Genomic DNA, 21,775 nt, shown 5'->3' with positions numbered 1-21,775 from the left:
CCCGTAGGGACGCCATCGAAGGGGCCCCCATGAGTAATCCTATTTTCACACTTAAAGATGCAGCCCTACGCCTGAATGGCAATGCAGGACCAGTCGATATTCTTCACGGCATCTCGCTGGAGGTCACCGCAGGCGAAAGCATCGGCCTCATTGGCCCCTCTGGTTCAGGCAAATCATCGCTCTTGATGGTCATGGGCGGTTTGGAGCAAGCCACAGGCGGCTCCGTGCATGCCATGGGCGAAGACCTCACCGCGATGGACGAGGACCAGCTCGCTCGCTTTCGCCGTAACCGCATGGGCATTGTGTTCCAGTCCTTTCACCTCATCCCCACCATGACCGCGCTTGAGAATGTCGCGACACCGCTAGAGCTTGCAGGCCACGCCGACGCCTTTGACCGCGCCGCCGAAGCGCTTGAAATCGTAGGTCTTGGCCCCCGCGCAGGTCACTACCCCTCCCAGATGTCAGGGGGAGAGCAACAGCGCGTGGCCCTCGCCCGCGCCACAGCACCCCGCCCCGCAATCCTTCTGGCGGATGAACCCACAGGCAACCTCGACAGCGCCAACGGCGAGGCGATTATGGACCTGCTGTTCAACCTGCGCGACCAATACGGCTCAACTCTTATCCTTGTCACCCACTCCGACGCATTGGCCCAACGCTGTGACCGCGTGATAACCCTGCGCGATGGCCGCATCGACGACACCACAACCAGCAGCGCAGTCGCATGAGCCTTTCCCTAGCGACAAAATTCGCACGCCGTGAACTGCGCGGCGGCCTGCGCGGCTTTCGCCTCTTCCTTGCCTGTCTCGCCCTCGGCGTGGCTGCAATCGCTGCGGTCGGCTCCGTCCGCTCAGGTATCGAAGCAGGGCTGGAACGCGAGGGTGCTGCAATCCTCGGCGGCGATGTCGAGCTTGAGCTGACCTACCGCTTCGCCACCGAGGCCGAGCGCGCGTGGATGCAAGCCCAAGCCACCGCAGTCTCCGAAATCGCCGATTTCCGCTCCATGGCCGTAAAAGACGACGAACGCGCACTGACACAGCTCAAGGCCGTCGATGACCTTTATCCCTTGGTCGGCGCTGTCGTTCTCGACCCCGCGATCCCCCTCTCCGAGGCGCTTGCCCCGCGCGGCGATCTACCCGGTGCGGTCATGGCCCGTGCGCTGATCGACCGTCTCGGCCTTAACGTAGGCGACACTTTCACCCTCGGCACAAAATCATTTGAACTGCGTGCAGAGCTTGTGATCGAACCTGACAGCGCAGGTGCTGAATTTGCCCTCGGTCCGCGCACAATGGTTCTGCGCAACAGCCTCGAAGGATCCAGCTTGCTGGCCCAAGGGTCGCGCTTCAACTCCAAATACCGCCTGACCCTGCCCGAAGGGACCGCGATCGACGCTCTAGAGGTTGCCGCCAAAGAGCAGTTCGCAGGCAGCGGCCTACGCTGGCAGGATGCCCGCAATGGCGCACCGCAAGTGGCCCAATTCGTTGACCGCCTCAGCGCGTTTCTGATTCTCGTCGGCCTCTCCGGCCTCGCCGTGGGCGGTGTCGGTGTCTCCGCGGCCGTGCGCAGCTATCTCAGCCGCAAAACCGAAGTCATCGCGACCCTCCGCGCCCTCGGCGCAGACCGCGCAACCATCTTCCAGACCTACTTCATCCAGATCGGCATCCTGTCCCTGCTCGGCGTCACCATCGGCGTCATCCTTGGGGCCGCACTCCCGATCATGGTCGCCCCCATCCTTGAGGCACGCCTGCCAATCCCTACCGCTTTCACCATTTTCCCCGCCCCTCTGATCGAGGCGGGTCTTTACGGTATCCTCACCGCCTTCATCTTCACGCTATGGCCCCTTGCCCGCACGGATCGCGTCCGTGCAGCAACGCTCTTCCGCGACGCATGGGACGGGGCCAGCCGCCTGCCGTCGTGGCCGTTTATCATCGCCACCCTTGGGGCCATCGCCGCCCTCGTCGGCATGGCGGGCTGGTTCAACGGCAGCTGGTTCCTCACCCTTTGGACCCTCGGCGGCATCGCGGGCGCACTGGCGATCCTCGCCCTCGCCGCATTCCTCATCCGCATTGCGGCGCGGGCATTCAGCCACCGCCTGCGCGGCCGTCCCCGCGTCCGGTGGGCCATGGCTGCCATCGGCGGCACAGGAGAAGGTGCGGGCGCAGTTGTCCTGTCGCTCGGCCTCGGCCTCTCGGTTCTCGCCGCCGTAGGCCAGATCGACGGCAACCTGCGCCAAGCCATCGCAGGAAACCTCCCCGCCATCGCCCCCAGCTACTTCTTTGTGGATATCCAGAAGGACCAGATCGAAGGCTATACCAAACGCCTTGAGGACGACCCCGCCGTGAGCCGCATCGACAGCGCACCGATGCTGCGCGGCGTGTTGACGAAAATCAACGACCGTCCCGCAATCGAAGTTGCTGGCGACCACTGGGTTGTCACCGGTGACCGTGGCATCACCTACGCCGCCGCCCCGAAAGAGGGCGCACTTATCACCGCTGGCGAATGGTGGGCACCCGACTACTCAGGTCCGCCCCAGATCAGTTTCGCTCAGGAAGAAGCCGAAGAGATGGGCCTCAACCTTGGCGATACCATCACGATCAACGTGCTGGGTCGCGACATCACAGGCACGATCACCAGCTTTCAGGAGGTCGACTTCTCCACCGCTGGCATCGGGTTCGTGCTCACCATGAACCCCTCTGCCCTCGCAGGTGCGCCCCACAGCTTCATCTCGACCGTCTACGCCGAGCCTGAGGCAGAGGCGCAAATACTGCGTGATCTGGCATCGGCCTACCCCAACATCACCGCCATCCGCGTGAAGGACGCGATTGACCGTGTGGCTGGTGTGCTTGCCGGCCTTGCCGCTGCTACGTCATACGGCGCTGCCGCTACGTTGATTACAGGTTTTCTTGTCCTGATCGGTGCTGCCGCCGCAGGGGCAGACGCGCGCACCTATGAAGCCGCAATGCTCAAAACCATGGGCGCGTCCCGCCGCATGATCGCGGCCAGCTTTATTCTGCGTGCAGCCCTACTGGGCCTCGCTGCGGGTGCCATTGCGCTGGTCGTCGGAGCATTGGGCGGCTGGGCTGTGAGTACCTTCGTGATGGAGACGGAGTATCAGGTCATCTGGCCTTCTGCCCTCCTAATCATCGCAGGAGGCATTACCGCCACCGTGCTCGCAGGTCTGGGCTTTGCCCGCCGCGCATTACAGGCCCGACCCGCCCGCGTCTTGCGCGCCCGCGAATGATCATAATGGAGGAACCTCCTCAGGTTCCCCCTTTGCCTCCCGCCCTCCACAGCGTAGATTGTCCGTAACCAAGGAGCGCCCATATGTCTGACACCAGCACCGAAGCAACCAAAGATCAAAACCTGCCCGCCACACTGGCCCCTGCGGTTACAGCAGCCCAGCGCAGCCAGATTATCAACATCGTGCGCCGCACCGCCAAGGCCGAGATCATGCCCCGCTTTCGCAATCTGACAGACGGCGACATCCGCACAAAATCCCACGCAAGCGATCTGGTGACAGATGCCGATACCCGCGCCGAGGCCATGATCACCCGCGCCCTGCAAATCGCCTTCCCCTCCGCACTGGTCATTGGCGAAGAAGCTGTTGCCGCCAAGCCAGAACTCCTCGACGGTATCGCGGAGGCACAGCTCGCCTTCCACATCGACCCCGTCGACGGCACATGGAATTTCGCCCACGGTCTGGCCATCTTCGGCGTGATCGTTGCAGCCACCCGCTACGGCCAGCCTGTCTTTGGCCTAATCTACGATCCCGTTGGTGACGACTGGGCCATAGCCGATGAAGAAATGACGCCCGAGCTTCAACGCCCCTTCGGCGCAAACCGGACGCTCAAAGCGGCAAAGACCAAACCGATAGAAGAGATGTCAGGCATCATCCCGCTCCACCTCTTCCCAAAAGAGAAACAAGCACAGCTCGCCGCCACATTCCCCGGATTTGCCCGTGTGAATACGATGCGCTGCTCTGCCCATGAATACCGCATGCTGGCCCAAGGCCATATGGATTTCAGCCTCACTGCCTTGCTGCACCCATGGGATCACGCCGCAGGCGCGCTGATCGCGGCACGCGCAGGTGCCCATGTGGAAATGCTCGATGGCGGTGACTATGATGCCACGCGCAAAACAGGCCACCTCCTGATCGCACCTGACAAAGCGTCATGGAGCAAGCTCAAGAAAACCTTTAGCTTCTTGCTCGCAGAGACGGGAAAAACCGCTGAATAGAGCCTGATTAGGCTCTTACGCCATATCTTTTAACGGATGTATTTCTGATAGGCCGCCTCGGACATCATCTCGTCCATGTCGCCTGCATCATCAATGCTCATCTTGAACAACCATCCATCGCCCTGCGGGTCCTCCGAGATGATCTCGGGGGCTGCCACCAAACGCTCGTTTACTTCGGTGATTTCCCCGTCTAACGGCGCCAGAATATCGATTGCGTCATCATCCGCCTCAATCACCACAACCGGGTCATCGACAGAGACAACGTCACCCTCATCCGGCAACTCGACAAACTTGGCATCGCCAAGCTGTTCAGCACCATAAGGAGTCAAGCCGACAGTGATTTCCTCCTCGCCGTCTTCGACACGCAACCACAGATGCTCTTCGGTAAATTTCATGGCACTGGCCCTCCGTTAATTTGTTCTGCCAAAGGTCTGGACCTTTTTCAATCCACCATGCGCATGGTTGCCCCGATCCCTTTCCGATGGTTAGGTAGGGCCAAATTCCACCAATGCAAAGGCACGATATGCATCCCTGCTTTTTCGGCTACGGCAGCCTCGTCAACCGCGACACCCATGTCTATGAAAACGCGGCCCGCACACAGCTTGCAGGCTGGCGTCGCACATGGGTCTACACATCGGATCGTGGGCAGGCTTTCCTCAGCGTGATTCCCGATGCAGGCACGACAATCGACGGCCTCATCGCCGAAGTGCCGCACGGCGATTGGGGCGCACTGGACGCGCGTGAGCACGGTTATGCCCGCCTGCCCTCAGGCTCGGCAATCCGGCATCCCGACGATCCCGCGCGCCCCATCTCCCACTATGCTGTCCCGCGGGAGACATGGGTGCAAAGCGCGGACAACCACATCCTGCTCAGCTATCTGGATGTTGTGGTGCAGGGGTATCTGCGCGAATTCGGCGCCGGCGGCGTGGCGAATTTCTTTGCCACGACGGACCGCTGGGACACTCCGATCCTGAATGATCGCACTACCCCCCGCTATCCCCGCGCTCAGACGCTCAGCGCGCAAGAAACATCATTGGTCGACCAGCATTTGGCCTTGCGCAATGCTGTGATCGTGGCGGGCTAACACCGCCACGATCTTATTTCTGGTTCAACCGCGCGCTTTAATGACCTGCAACAATGGCAGCACGGCAGACATATCGGGTCCATGCGCCTGCCCCGTCAGCGCCTTGCGCAGCGGCATGAACAGACCCTTACCTTTGCGCCCTGTCGCTTCCTTGACCGCCGCAGTGAAGCTACCCCAAGTCTCCGCATCATACTCCCCGTCGGGCAGCATCGTCATCGCTTGGGCGATAAACTCGCGGTCCTCATCATCAATCACAGGCTCGGCACCCTTGCTGAACATCTCCCACCACGGGGCCAGATCATGTAGCGTCGTGATGTTCTCCCGCGTCACGGCCCAGAACTGCTCGGCCTTATCGGCAGGCACCCCAAGCGCAGCAATATCATCCGCCACATCGGCCAGCGGTAATGCCGCCAGATACTTCGCCGTCAGGGGCTTGAGATCTTCCGCATCAAACTTCGTCGGGGACGAGCCAAAGCGCGTGATGTCAAAGCCCTCGATGAACTCCGCCATGTCCGTGCGCAATTCCACCGGATCGGAAGAGCCAAGCCGCGACATCAGGCTCAACAACGCCTGTGGTGCGATCCCCGCCTCGCGCAAGTCTTTCAGCGCAAGTGTACCAAGCCGCTTGGACAGCGCCTCCCCCTGCGGACCCGTCAGCAACGAGTGGTGCGCGAACGACGGCGGCGTGCCACCCAGCGCCTGCATGATCTGGATTTGTGTGCCTGTGTTTGTGACATGATCCGAGCCACGCACAACATGCGTCACACCCATCTCGGTATCATCCACAACAGAGGCCAGCGTATACAAGATCTGCCCGTCACCACGGATCAGCACAGGATCGGAGACGGACGCACCGTCAATACTGATATCGCCCAGAATGCCGTCGTTCCAGATGATCCGCTCATGCAACAGCTTGAACCGCCACACACCATCGCCACGCTCCGCGCGCAGAGCATTCTTCTCGTCTTCCGACAATTTCAGCGCCGCACGGTCGTACACAGGTGGCTTGCCCATGTTCAGCTGCTTTTTACGCTTGAGGTCCAGCTCTGTTGGCGTCTCGAAGGCCTCATAGAAACGGCCCATCTCGCGCAGCTCTTTCGCCGCCTCGTGGTACTTTTCGATGCGCAGCGATTGGCGCTCAACACGATCCCAATGCAGGCCCAGCCAATCCAGATCACGCTTGATCCCGTCGACATATTCTTCCTTGGAGCGGTTCGGATCAGTGTCGTCGATCCGCAAGATAAACTCGCCCCCCGCCTTGCGCGCAATGAGGTAGTTCATCAGCGCCGTGCGCAGGTTTCCAACGTGAATCCAGCCTGTCGGGGATGGGGCGAAACGGGTAATGGTTTTATCGGACATATATGCCTCCTGTTGCCGCGCTTGCTGGCACAGGTAGGGCTGTTTGTCCAGTTATCGCAATCTAAAGCTTGCCCAAAAGGCGCAACCGCTCCAACGCAGAACCCAGATATTCTGTGCGAAACGAATGCCCGCCCTGAAACAAGCAAAACGCCAGCACATCACCATCCGAATTAGCCTGCTGCGTACACCGCAGCGCAGGCGTATCGACCTGCTCCGCCGCACCAAAATCGCCCAACGCACTGTACATCGTCAGCGCGGTTGAGACCTTCCCCTGACGCGTCGGCCCAATCGCCCGCCCGTCCAGCGGCACAGTGCTATCCGCGTCCCCGTGAATATGGATCAGGCTCTTGGCAGGCGTCGCACACTCCGCTGGTGGCTGCATCCAGAACGTCCCCGCATAGGGCACAAACCCGATAAACAAATCAGGCCGCGCACAAGCAAGGTTCCACACCAGCATCCCGCCCGCACTAAATCCGCTCGCCACCAGCCGCGCAGGATCGACCCCATACTGAGCCTGCGCGTCCGCAATCACCGCCGCGACATAGTCAAACTCAACCGCCCCCGTACTGTCAGGGGTGCGCGGCCCGTTAGGCAAATCCCACGTACCATCAATCCCCTGCAATGCGATCAGCGCCAGCCCCTCGGCATGGACCATTCTGCGCAAACTCCCGTTGCGCATCACACCTGCGGCCGTGCCGCGATACCCGTGCGCCCAGATCACCGCCCCCACAGGCGCATCAACACCCTCGGGCAGTGAGATACGGTAGCTGCGATCCCCGACCGTACAGTCACTGTCGGAGCCGCAAGCCTGCGCCACGGGGGCAAGCAACATAAACACCAGAGTTAGAATTAAGCGCATGTGATCCCTCTTCTTGCGCCGCACCCTGCGGCAGGGTGTAGCAACAGACAAGTCACTAAAGCGTGTCACTTCACCGCCTTTCAAACTGGTCTATCGCCAAATCGATCAGCGCTTTTTGATCAGCCGCTTCAAGCGCATTCAAAGGCAGCAGAACATCCCAGCGGCTTTTTCCACCCCGCCGCAATCCGCAGAATTTCTGCACCAGCGTTGCCTGCAACCACCAGCCTTCCTGATCATACAGACGCAGCGCAAAATACAAGTCGTCCTGCGCCGCCCTGCTGCCATCTTCAAAGCGGAGGACCTCATGCAGTCCAACATCGGCAACCTGTGACCAAAGTGTTGCAGGTAAAAGAAAGCCGGACAACCCGTCCCTATCAAGCCTGAGACCTACGGGACGTCCAAACGATATGCCGCCACACCAGTAAGCTATAGCTCCGGCCAGAACCATGATCGGTCCGGTAAGCCAAACGGGTGCCACAACCCCCGCCGCCCCCAAAGTGCGGGCAATCAGTGCCCCGCCCGACCCCGCAAAAAGCGCAAATGCGATCACTGCGACACAGACAAACCACCCCACCCGCATTCTGTAGCGAGCGTTTCTACTCAACTCGGATCACGCCAGCGGTTCACAATCGGATACCGCCGATCAAGCCAGAACGCCCCCTTTGTCAGCCGCGGCCCCGGCGCAGACTGAAAGCGTTTGTACTCCGAGATATAGACCAGATGCTCAACCTTCTTGGCCACATCACGGTCAAATCCCGCAGCTACGCAATCATCAATCGACCCATCGCGATCGACCAATATCTCCAGCATCGCATCCAGCTCTGGATAGTCAGGCAAGCTGTCGCTGTCCTTCTGGTCATCGCGCAGCTCTGCCGAGGGGGCTTTGGTGATGATATTGTCGGGGATCACCGCACCCTTGGGTCCCATCATCCACTCAGCGTGGTTCGCGTTGCGCCAACGGCACGTCTCGAACACCCGCATTTTATAGAGGTCCTTGATCGGGTTATACCCGCCCGCCATGTCACCATAGATCGTGGCATAGCCCACGGCGACCTCGGACTTATTTCCCGTGGTCAGCAGCATCTCGCCAAACTTATTGCTCAGCGCCATGAGCAACAGCCCCCGCAGACGGCTCTGGATATTCTCCTCCGTCAGATCAGGCTTGGTCCCCTCAAACAACGGTGCCAAAGTCTCGGTAATCGCATCACGCCCCTGCTTGATCGGCACATAATCATACCGCGCGCCCAGCGCATTCGCACAAGCCTCCGCATCCTCCAGCGAGGCCTTGGAGGTATACTCTGACGGCAACATCACGCAGCGCACGTTTTCCGCGCCCAGCGCATCCACCGCGATTGTCGCGACAATCGCCGAATCGATCCCACCAGACATCCCCAGCAGCACCTTCTTGAAACCCGTCTTGCGCATGTAATCGCGCAGTCCCTGCACCATCACGCGGTAATCCTGCGCATAAGCGTCCTGATGAACGGCCTTTTCGCCCTCAATGATCCGCCAACCCTCAGGCCCACGCTCAAGATCGACATGCTGCGTGACTGCATCAAAGGCTGGCATCTGAAACGCCAGCTTACCGCCCTGGTTCAGACCAAAACTCGCCCCGTCAAATATCTGGTCATCCTGACCGCCCACCATATTGAGGTAGATCAGCGGCAGTTCCGTCTCCACCACCCGCGCGACCATATGGTTCATCCGCGTATCAAACTTTCCGCGATAATAGGGCGATCCATTAGGCACCAACAAAAACTCTGCCCCCGTCTCGGCCAAAGTTTCTGCCACATCCTCATGCCACGCATCTTCGCAAATCGGGCTTCCAATCCGCGTGTTTCCCACCGAATACGGCCCGCCCAACGGACCAGAATCGAAAATCCGCACTTCGTCGAAAACAGTCTCGTTCGGCAAATGATGCTTGAGCACACGGCTCGCAATCTTGCCCCCCTTGAGCACCAGATAAGCATTATAGAGCTTACCCTCCTCCACAATGGGCGCACCAATCGCCAATGCAGGACCATCTGCACAAGCAGCCGCCAGCGTCTCGATATGAGTCATCACATCGCGCTGGAAGGCAGGCTTCATCACCAAGTCCTGCGCATTGTAGCCTGCGATAAACATCTCGGGCAGCGCCACCAGATCGGCCCCCGCATCGCGCCCCTCGGCCCATGCCGCAGCGGCCTGCGCCGCATTGCCCGCCAGATCACCAACGGTCGGGTTCAACTGCCCCAGTGTAATGCGAAAACGATCTGCCATGTCCAACCCTCTTAAACTTGGGCAATGATGTAGCAGATCATGCCGCCTTGGAAAGCACGCAATGGCCCATGGGACAAAAGGCCGTTGCCCCTTCGGGTCCGCGTCTTTAGTCTTGTGCGTGACTCGTCGGGCTCCCTGCCCACTCTTTAGAACAGGACCGCCATGACCTTTCGCACCCTGCTGCTCGCCGCCGCCCTTAGTCCTTTGATGTTTGCACCTGCGCTGGCGCAGAACACCCAAGTGCTCAGCAAACAATACGACGATGGCGGTGTCTATGAAGGTACGTTCAAGGACGGCCTCCAGCACGGCACAGGTACCTATACCCTGCCCAACGGCTACCAATACACAGGCCAGTGGGTCGAGGGCGAGATAAAGGGTACAGGCACTGCACGCTTTCCCAACGGCTCCGTCTATGAGGGCGAGTTTTCAAAAGGCAAGCCAGAGGGCATCGGCAAAATCACCATGTCGGACGGCGGCACCTATGAGGGCGAATGGGAAGCAGGCACCATCATGGGCCAAGGCGTCGCAATTCACGCCAACGGAGAACGCTACGAGGGCAGCTTTCGCAATGGCAAGCGCAACGGGAAAGGCGTGCTCGTCACCCCCGCAGGATATGAATATAAAGGCGACTGGATAGATGGTCAGGCCACAGGACAGGCCGTGATCAAAGACGCCGAGGGGGCGATCTATGAAGGCACCGTGGTCAATGGCGCACGTTCCGGCGCAGGCAAGCTGACCCACCCCGAAGGTTTCACGCTTGAGGGCACATGGGCAGGCGGCCAGCTGAATGGCAAAGGCACGATTACTCAGGCTAACGGCGATACCTATGTCGGTGATCTGATCGAAGGCCGCCGTGAGGGCATGGGCACATCAACAACAACAGCGGGTGATGTTTATGTTGGTGCTTATCTTGATGACCAGCGCCACGGCATCGGCACTTTCACAGGAGCCGACGGTTATAAATATGAGGGCCAGTGGATCGCTGGCAGCGCCGAAGGCACAGGCACCGTGACCTACCCAGACGGCTCTGTGCAGACAGGCCAGTTCAAGGACAATCTTGCCGACGGCACTGGCAGCATCACCTACCCCGACGGCTCCACCTATGTGGGCGAATGGTCCGCAGGCGTGATCGAAGGGCAAGGCCGCGCGACATACCCCAACGGCATGGTCTATGAGGGCGGATTTGTGGACGCCCGTAATGAGGGGCAAGGCACACTCGATTACGGCGATGGCCGCTCTTATGTTGGCGGCTGGAAAGCAGGGCTGCGCCATGGGACAGGCACCGCGACATATCCCGACGGCACCATCTATGTCGGCGAATTCTTTGAGGGAAAGCGGTCAGGCAATGGCAAAATCACCATGGCCAGCGGCTTTGTCTATGAAGGCCAGTGGGCCAATGGGGAAATTGATGGCTTAGGCACGGCGACCTATGCCAATGGCGATGTCTATGTTGGGTCTTTCAAAGACGGAAAACGTCAGGGCCAAGGCACTATGACCTACGCAACGGGCGAGCAAGCGTCGGGCGACTGGCAGGACGGTACATTGGCTGAACCTGCCGTCGCTGAACCTGCCGTCGCTGAACCCGCCGCAGACACAACGGCCACAGACTAGCTGCCACTTACTCCAAACTGCGCGTCAAATGCGGCAGCACCGGCGCGTGTAAACCGCACCACACGGCTGCCCTGCTCCCGTTTGGCCCAGCCAAGAGTTTCCATCTGCACCAACATCGCGCGACCTAGACCACCCGCCAGATGTGTGCGCCGCGCACTCCAATCCATACAGGTGCGACACACAGGCGCGCGCGCCTTCTGCAACGCCGCCAGATCCACGCCAAACTCTGACACAAACGCGGCTCCCGCGTCACTTAGCGCTACATCCTCACCGTCCTCGACCAGATCACTCCGCGCGAGCATCGCGTCATACATCGCAATCCCCCGCGCACCTGCCAGATGATTATAACAGACGCGCGCCTCGCGCAGCGCTGTATCCTTTGGCCCTGTGCGTGTGCGCAAATGCCCTTGTCCTGCGGCCAATCCCATCAATGCCTCAAGTACCGCCGCAACTTCTGCGCCCGCCAATGAGATATACTTGTGCCGCCCCGATTTACGCGCAGCCGTCAGCCCCCCCGCCTCCAGCTTGGCCAGATGCGCACTCGCCGTCTGCACCGTAACCCCCGCTTCATGCGCCAGCTCGGTGGCAGTCAAGGCCTTCCCGCTCATCAACGCTCCTAGGATATTGGCGCGTGCAGGATCACCGATCAGCGCGGCAATACGGGCGATGTCTGGACCTTCTCTCATATCAAAGCTTTCAAAATTGATTTCATACTTCGACCGTAGGCGAAGCATCCGCACCCCACAACACGCTAAACAGAGTGATCAATCATAAGGAAACGACCATGCTCACCTGTATTATCCGCTACCAGATCGACCCCACCAAAAAGGCACAGTTCCAACAATACGCCCGCAATTGGGGCCAAGCGATCCCGCGCTGCGGGGCCGACCTTGTAGGCTACTACGCGCCTCACGAAGGCTCCTCGACACTTGCCTACGGCATCTACAACATCCCCAGCCTTGCCGAATATGAGGCCTACCGCATCCGCCTCGCCGCAGATCCCATAGGCCGTGAGAATTACGAATTCGCCCAGTCTGAAAAATTCCTACTGCGCGAGGACCGAACCTTCCTCACACTCGCCTCCACCCCACATGGAGAGTCCAAATGATCGCCGTCATATTCGAAGTCACGCCCCATCCTGACCGCAAAGCCGACTACCTCGATATGGCAGCCCTCATGCGCCCCTTGGTGGACGAAATCGACGGCTTCATCTCCGTCGAGCGCTTTCAAAGCCTGACAAACCCCGACAAACTCCTGTCGCTGTCCTTCTTTCGGGATGAAGAGGCTATTGCTGACTGGCGCCGCCTCACCAAACACCGCGCCGCCCAATCCGCAGGCCGCGCAGGGATGTTTACGGACTACCAGCTGCGCATTGCCCATGTGATCCGCGACTACGGCTTGTTCGACCGCGATGAAGCACCCCGAGACAGCCGCGAGAAACACGGTTAAACTTGGTCAGCATAACCAAAACAGGACGCCTCATGCTCTTACCTGACATCCTCGCCCGCATCGCGGAACTGGCACACGCAGGCCAGCGCGTGATCATCGCCGTTTCTGGACCCGCAGGGTCCGGTAAGTCGACCGTTGCCGAGACGTTGGCAAATGAACTTGGCTCCGCAGCCGCTGTAGTCCCGATGGACGGGTTCCACCTCGACAACAGCGTGCTTCAGGACCGTGGGCTACTCCGCCGAAAAGGTGCGCCCGAAACGTTTGACGCTGACGGTTTTGTAACCCTGATCCGCCGCCTCAATGCACAGGATGAAGTGGTCATTCCAGTTTTTGACCGCAAGCTTGATATCGCGATTGCAGGAGCGCGGGTGATTGACGCCTCACACCGCATCCTTCTGGTAGAGGGGTCATATCTGCTGCTCGATCACCCGCCATGGTCCCAGCTAGCGCCGCTTTGGGACCTGACAATCGCGCTCGACGTGCCGATCGATGTGCTCGAACAGCGGCTCACGAACCGCTGGTTGGCCCATGATCACACCCCCGAGCAGGCTAAGGAACGCGCGCTGGCCAATGATATCCCGAACGCACAGTACGTTATCAGCAGGTCACGCCCCGCACAGATCACCGTCAAAAACGAGAGCTAGCGGCGTCTATATCTTTTTTGGCAGTCCGCGCCCATTGTTCCACCAACGGTTCGGGTTGTCGTTCTTGGGGTTATAGGCCGAATGGCTGGCCCAATCTTCACGTACATAAATCACCGGCTCTTCATATTGATGCACATACAGCACCGCATCCATCACCCGCTCCAGCACTTGCACGTCACGCGGCACAGAAATCTTCAATTCAACAATTGGATAGCTCTCGGTACCGCCTGCTTTGAACCCTTTGAGGTGCGTCGTCGTCGTCGAGCCCTCCTTGGGCTGTGAGGTCTCCCACCCGACAGCTGACACGCTCGCATTGCGTTGGTAGTTGCCGTATTCCAACGGGTGCACTTCCATCACAGCATCCAGAATACGGTCTACATCCGCAGGCAGCGTCTGTATCTCCAACGTCCAGACAGCGACCAGATTGCCCGACTTGGCGCGATAATTGCTTAGATCATCCATGCGACTACTCCCGATTTCCCTGATGGGAACCTAACGTCAACTTGACGCTCTGAATAGTATGCAACGTACGTTCCGTTACTGCCCCCAAGGGGCATACGGGGCATACACAGGGAATTTACATTGCTGCACGCGAGGCAGACAGGGCGTAAGCGCTATGCTCGTTGGCTGCTAATCTATGATTCGCGGCTCATGTCTCAAACCACTTCGCCGGCATCCAGTTTCGCCAGAACGGTATCTGCATCCGCCAGCACTGTGCCCCGCTTGTCCTCATCCATGCGGTCCCACGTTCGGTACATATTTCCCATCCGCACGTTATTAGAAAATCGCTCGCGGTGACGATCAAGGAAGTGCCAGTATAACGTATTGAACGGACATGCCCCCTCACCCGTTTTCTGGCTCACCTTGTAGGCACATCCCTTGCAGTAATCCGACATGCGATTGATGTAAGCACCCGAAGACACATAAGGTTTCGAGGCGATTACACCTCCATCGGCGAACTGACTCATGCCCACAACATTGGGGGCTTCAACCCATTCAAACGCATCCGCATAGACTTCCAGATACCAATCAGAGACTTGAGACGGATCAATGCCCGCCAGCAACGCAAAGTTGCCCGTGACCATCAATCGCTGAATATGGTGCGCATAAGCTTCCCGCGCCGTCTGCCCGATCGAGGCCTCCATACAAGCCATCTTCGTCTCGCCACCCCAATACATCGCAGGCAAATCCCGCTTTTGTTTCAACGCGTTTCGCGATGCATACTCTGGTCCTTCAAGGAAGTAGATCCCCCGCACGTACTCTCGCCAACCGATGATTTGCCGGATAAACCCTTCCACTGCGTTGATCGGCGCATCACCGCTTTCATACGCTTTTTCAGCCGCTTGACAGACCTCCAGCGGCCCCAATAACCCGATGTTGAGGTAAGGCGATATGATCGCATGAAACAAGAAGTCCTCCCCCCGCAGCATCGCATCCTGATAATCGCCAAACGTAGGCAGGGAATTGGCAATAAAGTGGTCCAATGCCTCTAACGCCTGCTCCCGCGTCGTCGCAAACCAGAAAGGGCGCAACTCTCCGAAATGACTTCCAAATCGACTTTCGACAAGTCCCAGAACGTCGCCCGTGATATTGTCAGGTTCGAACTTCAACGGCCCCTTTGGGGCAACGCTGCCGGGTGCGGGTTTGCGGTTGTCATGGTCAAAATTCCACTGACCGCCGATGGGTTTATCCCCGTCCATAAGCAGACCCGTTTTGCGCCGCATATCACGGTAAAAATACTCCATTCTCAAGGCCTTACGCCACTCGGCCCACGCCTCGAATTCCCCATGCGAGGCGAGAAACCGGTCGTCTTGCAGAATGGTCGTTTTGATCGGCGCATGGGTCAGCTTGTTGATCAACCGCCATTCTCCCGGCTCGGTACAGATCACCTCCTGCGCCCCCGTCTCCTCGGCCCTACGCAGCAACTCGCCGACGATAGAGCCCGCGTTGTCCGTGTCGTCCAATTGCGCATAGGCAACAGTCCAATCATCTGCCTCCAACGCCACCGCGAACTTGCGCATTGCACTGAAAATCAACGCAATCTTCTTGGGGTGGTGTTTAACGTAAGTAGCCTCTTCAACCACTTCCGCCATCACAACAGTATCGGTCTCACGGTCCCCTTCGCGCAGCGCGCTCAGCCCTTCAGACAGTTGATCGCCCAGCACCAGAATAAGACGGCTCACCACACTACCTCCGCACCGGACCAGTCAAAGAACCCACCTGTCTGCATAGGCTCCAACCCATTCATCACGTTCAACAAATTCTGCGCTGCCTCCGCTGCAGGCACAGCAGGATGCCGCGCCAGATACTTCTCGGTAAAAGGTGTTTGCACCGTACCCGGATGCAGAGAGACACAGATCAAATCCTTGTGCGTCCGCGCCAATTCAATCGCCGTGGTATGTACAATCTGGTTCGCAGCAGCCTTCGCCGCGCGGTAGCTGGTCCAGCCGCCAATCTTGTTGTCGCCAATCGACCCTACCCGCGCCGTCAGCACCGCACACACACTGCGCCCCTTGCGCGGCAGCAGGCGTGCAGCATGCCGCAGCACAAGCGCGGGCCCGATGGCATTCACTGCAAACTGGTCCGCCATTCCTTTAGCGCTCACAGCACGAATGCTTTTCTCTGGCTCGGCGCCATCAATCTCCAAGGCACCAGAAGCTACGATCAGCCCGTCAAACGGCCCCTCCAGTGCTCCCAGATGCGCCTCGACGCTTCGCTCGTCCGTAATGTCAAACCCATCAATAGAGCGCGAAAGCCCCACAACTTCAGCACCTTGCCCGCGCAACGTCGCTGCCAGTGCCATGCCAATTCCGCCCGAGGCGCCAATAATCAATACTTTATCCATACCCGCCAATTAGCGCCCCATGATTGCTATTCAACGCCGCACTTTGTCTTCATTTTGCCCCAGAACGCATCACAACTTGCCCGAGTGCAAGTTGCTACAAAAGACTCCAATCCCCCTCTTCCCATCTGAAAAACCGACGTTATAACTGTGTCTATGAACACAATAGCACATAGCCCTCGTTTCGCGCACCCGACTGCGCCCCTGCTAAGTGCACTCCTGCTGCTAGCCCGCCTCTGAGCGTGCCGAATAGGCGCGCCCGCTCAGAGGGATGTGCCGCGCGCCAAGATCAGCAGATAAAAGAAAGCCAAACTTATGACGATTAGCAAACAAGACCGCGTCTTGATCTTTGACACGACATTGCGTGACGGGGAGCAATCTCCTGGCGCCACGATGACCCATGCCGAAAAGCTCGAGATTGCACAGCTGCTCGACGAGATGGGTGTGGACGTGATTGAAGCAGGGTTTCCCATCGCCTCCGAGGGAGATTTCGCCGCCGTGTCAGAGATTGCACGCCAAGCGCAGACAGCACAGATATGTGGCCTTGCCCGTGCACAATTCGGCGACATCGATCGGTGCTGGGAAGCGGTGAGACATGCAAAAAACCCACGCATTCACACGTTTATCGGCACTTCGCCGCTGCACCGTGCGATCCCTAACCTGACGATGGACGAGATGGCCGACCGCATTCACGAGACCGTTTCCCATGCTCGCAACTTGTGCGAAAATGTGCAGTGGTCGCCGATGGATGCCACGCGAACCGAGGCCGATTACCTTTGCCGCACTGTCGAGATCGCGATCAAAGCGGGTGCGACCACAATCAACATCCCGGACACCGTAGGCTACACTGCGCCACGTGAAAGCGCCGCGTTGATCGCCATGTTACTGGAGCGTGTGCCAGGCGCAGACGAAATCATTTTTGCCACCCACTGCCATAACGATCTGGGCATGGCGACGGCGAACTCTTTGGCTGCTGTTGAGGCTGGCGCACGCCAAATCGAATGTACAATCAATGGCTTGGGCGAGCGTGCGGGTAATACAGCACTGGAAGAAGTTGTGATGGCTATGAAGGTCCGCAACGACATCATGCCTTACCAAACCCGCGTGGACAGCACCAAACTAATGAACATCTCGCGCCGCGTGGCCAGCGTGAGTGGTTTTGCCGTGCAGTTCAACAAGGCAATTGTGGGCAAGAACGCATTTGCACACGAAAGCGGCATTCATCAGGACGGCATGCTTAAAAACGCCGAAACATTCGAAATCATGCGCCCCGAAGATGTAGGCTTGACTGAGACAAATATCGTGATGGGCAAACACTCTGGCCGTGCAGCGTTGCGCTCAAAACTCGAGAACCTCGGGTATGAGTTGGGCGATAACCAACTCAAGGACGTCTTTGTGCGGTTCAAGGAATTGGCCGACCGCAAGAAAGAAATCTACGACGAGGATTTGATCGCCCTGATGCGTGTTGCCTCCGATCCTGAGGCGGACCGGATCAGACTCAAATCAATGCATGTCGTTTGCGGAACTGATGGTCCCAATGAAGCAAAGATGACTCTTATTGTGGATGGGATCGAACACAGCACTGAACAGTCGGGCGATGGCCCTGTGGACGCATCCTTTAAGTGTATTAAAGCAATGGTCGATCACACCGCCCGCCTGCAACTTTATCAGGTGGCTGCCGTAACTGAAGGCACGGATGCACAAGCAACAGTGTCCGTGCGCCTTGAAGAGGACGGTCGTATTGTGACCGGCCAATCTGCAGATACGGATACGGTTGTTGCATCTGCCCGTGCCTATATCCACGCGCTCAACCGCCTGCTGGTACGTCGGGAAAAAGGCGGCACAGATAAGCGTGAGATCAACTACAAAGACGCAAATTGAGTTAGCAACCAGACCCAGACTTTCATTGAAAGTCTGGGCACAAATCTGCTGGGAAGATTTGATCCCCGCTCAGCAAACCCTATCGATACGGGTTTCGCGGTGTTCGATCCGCGCTCAGCGACCCCTGCGACCGCTCTACAATCTTTACAGCCGCATCCGCTAGATGTTCACGCGCAATCGCTTTGTCGCCACGCTCAACGCGCAGCTTATGTGCCTCCAACATCACTTCTGCGTGGCTGCTCCCACGTGGCGGGATGAAAGTGTAGCAGGCGAGTTCAATCAACAGGCCCAACGGGTCCTTAAAATAGATCGAGTGCATGAATCCGCGATCTTTGACACCAGAATTGCCGATTCCCCGCGCCTTGAGCCGCTCCAGCACCTGATCAAACATGGCGCGATCCACTTCGAAGGCCACATGATGCACGCATCCCGCATCCATAGGCGTGCGGTTGTGGACACGCTTGCGAGTCTCGTTGGTGAAAATCGTAATGAGCCGCCCATCACCGGGATCGAAGTAGAGATGCCCTTCGTTTTCATCATCCAGATTGGGCTGATCGAACAGGAACGGCATGCCCAGCACTCCCTCCCAAAAGTCGATGCTGGCTTGGCGATCTGCGCCCATCATAGTGATGTGATGTACGCCAAGGGTTTGAATTTTCTTCATTTCATGCTCTTTCTTATCCTTGCCCGCATACTGCTGCAAATGTCCCATCATATGTGAAGCGCAAACACGCCTAGCCATCCGTAACACCCCCTTTATTCCCACGAAATGCGAGCCTATAAGAGCGATGCCCAGTCTCAATAGAGTCGTGGGCCAATATCTATTTTGCAAGGTGCTAAATCACATGTCGATCTTTGGAAGCCTGCGCGGCCTGTTCTCGTCTGATATGGCGATTGATCTGGGGACTGCCAACACACTGATCTACGTGAAGGGAAAGGGCATCGTATTGTCAGAGCCTTCCGTGGTCGCTTATCACGTCAAAGACGGCGTAAAAAAAGTGCTGGCTGTAGGTGAAGATGCAAAGCTGATGCTGGGCCGTACACCCGGCAGCATTGAGGCGATCCGCCCAATGCGTGAAGGTGTGATTGCAGACTTTGACACCGCCGAAGAGATGATCAAACACTTCATCCGCAAAGTTCACAAACGCTCGACATTTTCAAAGCCCAAGATCATCGTCTGCGTTCCATATGGTGCAACACCTGTTGAAAAGCGTGCGATCCGAACATCCGTTTTGTCCGCTGGTGCACGTCGGGCTGGCCTGATTGCAGAGCCTATTGCAGCCGCAATTGGTGCAGGCATGCCGATCACTGATCCGACGGGCAACATGGTTGTCGACATCGGGGGTGGCACGACTGAAGTTGCGGTCATGTCGCTGGGCGATGTGGTCTATGCCCGCTCTGTGCGCGTCGGCGGTGACCGGATGGACGAAGCGATCATCAGCTATCTGCGCCGCCAACAAAACCTGCTGGTCGGAGAGACAACAGCCGAGCGGATCAAGACCTCCATCGGTACAGCGCGTATGCCCGACGACGGACGCGGCACCTCAATGCAAATTCGTGGGCGCGACCTGCTCAATGGTGTCCCCAAAGAGATTGAAGTGACCCAAGCGCAGATCGCTGAAGCCTTGGCCGAACCTGTACAACAAATCTGCGAAGCGGTGATGACCGCGCTTGAGACAACACCGCCCGACCTTGCGGCGGACATCGTGGACCGAGGTGTAATGCTTACGGGTGGCGGTGCATTGTTGGGTGAACTGGATCTCGCCCTGCGCGAGCAAACAGGCCTTGCGATCTCTGTTGCTGACGAGCCGCTCAACTGTGTGGCTCTCGGCACAGGTAAAGCGCTTGAGTATGAACAGCAGTTGCGCCACGCTATCGACTACGACAGCTAAAGCGTCCCCGCGCGGGTGCGCCTTAGTTTTTGCACCAAAGCCCTCATTACGCGACCGGACTGAGGGCTAGACCAAGGGAATGTCACGCCGTCATGGCAAGAGACCAATACAACTCCAACGACTATACTGGCCCTCTGCGCCGGTTGCTTCTGGCGGTGCTGGCGCTGGTCCTGGCTGCAGTATTTATTCTCTGGCGCATCGACAGCCCACGGGTCGAGCGGTTTCGCGCACAGGTAACAGACAGCCTCGTGCCAAACCTTGATTGGGCAATGGCCCCCGTAACTGGCACCATCAATCTGCTGCGCGATTATCAAAGCTACCAGCGCCTGTCGGAGCAGAACCAAGAGCTCCGTTCCGAGTTGCGGCGCATGCAAACGTGGAAAGAGGCAGCCCTCCAACTGGAGCAAGAAAACGCCCGCCTGCTTGATCTGAACAACGTTCGTCTTGACCCTCGCCTGACCTATGTGACGGGTGTTGTCATGGCAGATAGTGGTTCGCCGTTTCGCCAATCTGTGCTGCTCAATGTCGGTGCGCGCGACGGGCTGATCGAAGGGTGGGCCACGATGGATGGCATCGGACTTGTGGGGCGCATATCGGGTGTCGGGGACAATACGGCGCGGGTGATCCTGCTCACCGACGCTTCAAGCCGCATTCCCGCTGTGATCCAGCCTTCCGGCCAACGCGCAATTGTGGCAGGCGACAACTCCGCCGCGCCGCCGATAGATTTTCTAGAGAACCCCGAATTGGTTCGCCCCGGTGACCGGGTCATCAGCTCTGGCGATGGCGGCGTATTTCCTGCAGGCCTGCTGATCGGGCAAATTGCGGCTGACCCTGGCGGCCGGTTGCGCGTACGCCTTGCTGCGGATTTTGAGCGGTTGGAATTTCTACGCGTGTTGCGCCATCACGGCACTGACACTGTCGTGAACTACCCTTCCGTAATCTCGACGAACCCACAAGTCCAGGGGCCGCAACCACTTGCCGAGATCGCCGACCCCTTAGTGAGCGAGTAGACGCAGATGGACGAGCTTTCACCAGCAAGACTATGGCTAATGCGCAGTGCCTTTATCGCACTCACGCTTTTGATCCTATTCTTTCATCTGTTGCCAATTGACACCCAACCCGTGTCACTTTTCACGCCCGAGCTTTTCCCGCCATTGGCAGTTATCGACCCTGCAGAGGCCCGCCTGCGCGATCTACTGGACCAAGGCAGCAACCGCTTTTTGATCGGCCCAGACCTCTTGATTGCATTTGCTTTTGCATGGTCGCTGCGCCGCCCTGAATATGTGCCATCGCTCCTGCTCGCTCTGGTTTTTCTGCTGGCTGACTTATTGCTCCAGCGACCACCTGGCCTTTGGGCTCTTCTGGCATTGCTGGCATGTGAAAACCTCAAAGGACGCAGTAGGTCTTTGCGGGATGCTACATTTGGCGCCGAGTGGGTTTCAGTGGCTGTGCTGCTTACAGGTATTTTGATCGCGAACAGGATTGTGCTATCCCTTTTACTGGTGCCAGCGCCACAGCTACGGCTTAGTTTGCTAGAGCTTGGCATAACGATCTTGGTTTATCCCGCCGTCGTTTTTGTCACGCGCTCCTTAATGGGCGTGCGCCGCGCTGCACCGGGAGAACTTGACGCCCTAGGCGGGCGCGCATGATGAACAAATGAGG

22 protein-coding genes are annotated in these 21,775 nt (G+C 58.3%); 12 read left to right on the top strand and 10 right to left on the bottom strand.

Annotation, left to right across the window (positions count from 1 at the left end; genetic code table 11):
• Positions 1-29 precede the first annotated feature (29 nt).
• From Q0775_RS10000 to Q0775_RS09990, 3 genes are all read left to right on the top strand, one after another.
• Positions 30-725 carry an ABC transporter ATP-binding protein gene (locus Q0775_RS10000; RefSeq protein ID WP_298859813.1) on the top strand — a complete coding sequence of 232 codons (696 nt, stop codon included), beginning with the start codon at positions 30-32 and terminating at the stop codon, positions 723-725.
• Positions 722-3,238, top strand: coding sequence for an FtsX-like permease family protein (locus Q0775_RS09995; RefSeq protein WP_298859811.1), 2,517 nt, complete (start codon positions 722-724; stop codon positions 3,236-3,238). Before Q0775_RS10000 ends, Q0775_RS09995 begins: the two co-directional genes overlap by 4 nt.
• 83 nt (positions 3,239-3,321) lie before the next feature.
• Positions 3,322-4,233: an inositol monophosphatase gene (locus Q0775_RS09990; protein WP_298859809.1), complete on the top strand. Its 912-nt coding sequence runs from the start codon at positions 3,322-3,324 to the stop codon at positions 4,231-4,233.
• 29 nt (positions 4,234-4,262) lie between these two features.
• Here Q0775_RS09990 and gcvH read toward each other — a convergent pair whose 3' ends face one another.
• A complete protein-coding gene (gene gcvH / locus Q0775_RS09985; RefSeq protein WP_298859807.1) occupies positions 4,263-4,628 on the bottom strand; it encodes a glycine cleavage system protein H in 366 nt (121 codons plus the stop codon).
• Between the two features lie 128 nt (positions 4,629-4,756).
• On the opposite strand from gcvH, the gene Q0775_RS09980 reads away from it, so the two are divergent.
• Complete coding sequence (locus Q0775_RS09980) at positions 4,757-5,317, top strand: gamma-glutamylcyclotransferase family protein (RefSeq protein ID WP_298859805.1); 561 nt, start codon at positions 4,757-4,759, stop codon at positions 5,315-5,317.
• A 24-nt stretch (positions 5,318-5,341) separates the two neighbouring features.
• Here Q0775_RS09980 and gltX read toward each other — a convergent pair whose 3' ends face one another.
• From gltX to Q0775_RS09960, 4 genes are all read right to left on the bottom strand, one after another.
• Positions 5,342-6,676 (bottom strand): glutamate--tRNA ligase, encoded by a 1,335-nt coding sequence (gene gltX / locus Q0775_RS09975; RefSeq protein WP_298859803.1) that lies wholly within the window; start codon positions 6,674-6,676, stop codon positions 5,342-5,344.
• A 61-nt stretch (positions 6,677-6,737) separates the two neighbouring features.
• Positions 6,738-7,535 (bottom strand): prolyl oligopeptidase family serine peptidase, encoded by a 798-nt coding sequence (locus tag Q0775_RS09970; RefSeq protein ID WP_298859800.1) that lies wholly within the window; start codon positions 7,533-7,535, stop codon positions 6,738-6,740.
• 70 nt (positions 7,536-7,605) lie between these two features.
• A complete protein-coding gene (locus Q0775_RS09965; protein WP_298859798.1) occupies positions 7,606-8,139 on the bottom strand; it encodes a hypothetical protein in 534 nt (177 codons plus the stop codon).
• Entirely contained in the window at positions 8,136-9,794 is a 1,659-nt protein-coding gene (locus Q0775_RS09960) for an NAD+ synthase (RefSeq protein ID WP_298859796.1), read from the bottom strand. The genes Q0775_RS09965 and Q0775_RS09960 overlap by 4 nt, the downstream gene beginning before the upstream one ends.
• 162 nt (positions 9,795-9,956) lie before the next feature.
• Between Q0775_RS09960 and Q0775_RS09955 the strand changes: the two genes are divergently transcribed.
• On the top strand, positions 9,957-11,405 hold the full coding sequence (locus Q0775_RS09955) for a 2-isopropylmalate synthase (RefSeq protein WP_298859794.1): 1,449 nt from the start codon (positions 9,957-9,959) through the stop codon (positions 11,403-11,405).
• Here the strand turns inward: Q0775_RS09955 and Q0775_RS09950 are convergent.
• Positions 11,402-12,091, bottom strand: coding sequence for a winged helix-turn-helix domain-containing protein (locus Q0775_RS09950; RefSeq protein ID WP_298859792.1), 690 nt, complete (start codon positions 12,089-12,091; stop codon positions 11,402-11,404). The two genes, Q0775_RS09955 and Q0775_RS09950, sit on opposite strands and share 4 nt — an antisense overlap.
• Positions 12,092-12,189: 98 nt before the next feature.
• Here Q0775_RS09950 and Q0775_RS09945 point away from each other — a divergent pair, with 98 nt between their 5' ends.
• The 3 genes from Q0775_RS09945 to Q0775_RS09935 are packed head-to-tail and all read left to right on the top strand — an operon-like array spanning position 12,190 to position 13,498.
• A complete protein-coding gene (locus tag Q0775_RS09945) occupies positions 12,190-12,513 on the top strand; it encodes an NIPSNAP family protein (RefSeq protein ID WP_298859790.1) in 324 nt (107 codons plus the stop codon).
• Positions 12,510-12,854 (top strand): antibiotic biosynthesis monooxygenase, encoded by a 345-nt coding sequence (locus Q0775_RS09940; RefSeq protein WP_298859788.1) that lies wholly within the window; start codon positions 12,510-12,512, stop codon positions 12,852-12,854. The genes Q0775_RS09945 and Q0775_RS09940 overlap by 4 nt, the downstream gene beginning before the upstream one ends.
• A 32-nt stretch (positions 12,855-12,886) precedes the next feature.
• Positions 12,887-13,498 carry a nucleoside/nucleotide kinase family protein gene (locus tag Q0775_RS09935; protein WP_298859786.1) on the top strand — a complete coding sequence of 204 codons (612 nt, stop codon included), beginning with the start codon at positions 12,887-12,889 and terminating at the stop codon, positions 13,496-13,498.
• 6 nt (positions 13,499-13,504) lie between these two features.
• Here the strand turns inward: Q0775_RS09935 and Q0775_RS09930 are convergent, their stop codons facing one another.
• The 3 genes from Q0775_RS09930 to Q0775_RS09920 all read right to left on the bottom strand — a co-directional run bounded on the left by Q0775_RS09930 (position 13,505) and on the right by Q0775_RS09920 (position 16,343).
• The gene (locus Q0775_RS09930) at positions 13,505-13,960 is read right to left on the bottom strand and encodes a hypothetical protein (RefSeq protein ID WP_298859784.1); all 456 of its coding nucleotides are present in this window, start codon (positions 13,958-13,960) and stop codon (positions 13,505-13,507) included.
• A gap of 194 nt (positions 13,961-14,154) precedes the next feature.
• Entirely contained in the window at positions 14,155-15,681 is a 1,527-nt protein-coding gene (locus Q0775_RS09925) for a cryptochrome/photolyase family protein (RefSeq protein ID WP_298859782.1), read from the bottom strand.
• Positions 15,678-16,343, bottom strand: coding sequence for an SDR family NAD(P)-dependent oxidoreductase (locus Q0775_RS09920; protein WP_298859780.1), 666 nt, complete (start codon positions 16,341-16,343; stop codon positions 15,678-15,680). Before Q0775_RS09920 ends, Q0775_RS09925 begins: the two co-directional genes overlap by 4 nt.
• Positions 16,344-16,655: 312 nt before the next feature.
• On the opposite strand from Q0775_RS09920, the gene Q0775_RS09915 reads away from it, so the two are divergent.
• Positions 16,656-18,221 carry a 2-isopropylmalate synthase gene (locus tag Q0775_RS09915; protein WP_298859778.1) on the top strand — a complete coding sequence of 522 codons (1,566 nt, stop codon included), beginning with the start codon at positions 16,656-16,658 and terminating at the stop codon, positions 18,219-18,221.
• A gap of 79 nt (positions 18,222-18,300) precedes the next feature.
• Here the strand turns inward: Q0775_RS09915 and Q0775_RS09910 are convergent, their stop codons facing one another.
• A complete protein-coding gene (locus Q0775_RS09910; protein WP_298859776.1) occupies positions 18,301-18,885 on the bottom strand; it encodes a VOC family protein in 585 nt (194 codons plus the stop codon).
• Between the two features lie 181 nt (positions 18,886-19,066).
• Between Q0775_RS09910 and Q0775_RS09905 the strand changes: the two genes are divergently transcribed.
• The 3 genes from Q0775_RS09905 (at position 19,067) to Q0775_RS09895 (ending at position 21,762) form a co-directional block, all read left to right on the top strand.
• Positions 19,067-20,113: a rod shape-determining protein gene (locus Q0775_RS09905; protein WP_298859774.1), complete on the top strand. Its 1,047-nt coding sequence runs from the start codon at positions 19,067-19,069 to the stop codon at positions 20,111-20,113.
• Between the two features lie 92 nt (positions 20,114-20,205).
• Positions 20,206-21,123 (top strand): rod shape-determining protein MreC, encoded by a 918-nt coding sequence (gene mreC, locus Q0775_RS09900; RefSeq protein ID WP_298859772.1) that lies wholly within the window; start codon positions 20,206-20,208, stop codon positions 21,121-21,123.
• A gap of 6 nt (positions 21,124-21,129) precedes the next feature.
• A complete protein-coding gene (locus tag Q0775_RS09895; protein WP_298859770.1) occupies positions 21,130-21,762 on the top strand; it encodes a rod shape-determining protein MreD in 633 nt (210 codons plus the stop codon).
• Positions 21,763-21,775: the final 13 nt, after the last annotated feature.

Source organism: uncultured Sulfitobacter sp., from assembly GCF_947499945.1.
Lineage (GTDB): Bacteria > Pseudomonadota > Alphaproteobacteria > Rhodobacterales > Rhodobacteraceae > Sulfitobacter.
The sequence above is the reverse complement of the archived record's forward strand: the minus strand, read 5'-3'. Positions and strand labels throughout refer to the sequence as shown.